This is a genomic window from Acidimangrovimonas sediminis (genome assembly GCF_002871005.1).
GTDB classification, from domain to species: Bacteria; Pseudomonadota; Alphaproteobacteria; order Rhodobacterales; family Rhodobacteraceae; genus Acidimangrovimonas; species Acidimangrovimonas sediminis.
In genome coordinates this window covers 1-501 of sequence record NZ_PHSN01000088.1, presented here as the reverse complement: position 1 = coordinate 501, position 501 = coordinate 1, and the positions used below count along the sequence as shown (strand labels likewise).

1 protein-coding gene is annotated in these 501 nt (G+C 65.3%); it reads right to left on the bottom strand.

Annotation, left to right across the window (positions count from 1 at the left end; translation table 11 throughout):
* On the bottom strand, nucleotides 1-501 hold a 501-nt coding region (locus CVV76_RS24455; protein WP_146010401.1), incomplete at both ends, for a DDE-type integrase/transposase/recombinase.

Sequence of the window (501 nt, the reverse complement as noted above, 5' to 3'; positions counted from 1 at the left end):
GGATGGCGTTCGAGGTCAGCTCCGTGCCGTTGTCGCTGACCACCATGCATGGATAGCCGCGCACCCGAGCGATGCTGTCGAGCTCACGGCCAACGCGCTGCCCTGACAGCGAGGTGTCCACGACCGCGGCCAGGCATTCCCGGCTGAAGTCGTCGATGACGCACAGCACCCGGAAGCGGCGACCATCGGACAGGCTGTCTGACACAAAGTCCAGCGACCAGCGCTGGTTCGGCCCCTGCGGGATCGCCATGGGCGCCCTGGTCCCCAGGGCCCGCTTGCGACCGCCCCGTTTACGGACTGTTAAGCCTTCTTCTCGGTAGATCCGGTAGAGCTTCTTCCAGTTCACCTTCCAGCCTTCGCGACCGAGAAGCAGGTGCAGTCGACGATAGCCGAAGCGACGCCGTTCGCTGGAAAGCGCCTTCAGCCTCTCTCGCAGCTCGGTGTCCGCAGGTCTGGTTGATCGCCGCCGATAAACACGCGGGTCGATCCCGGCCAGGGGAC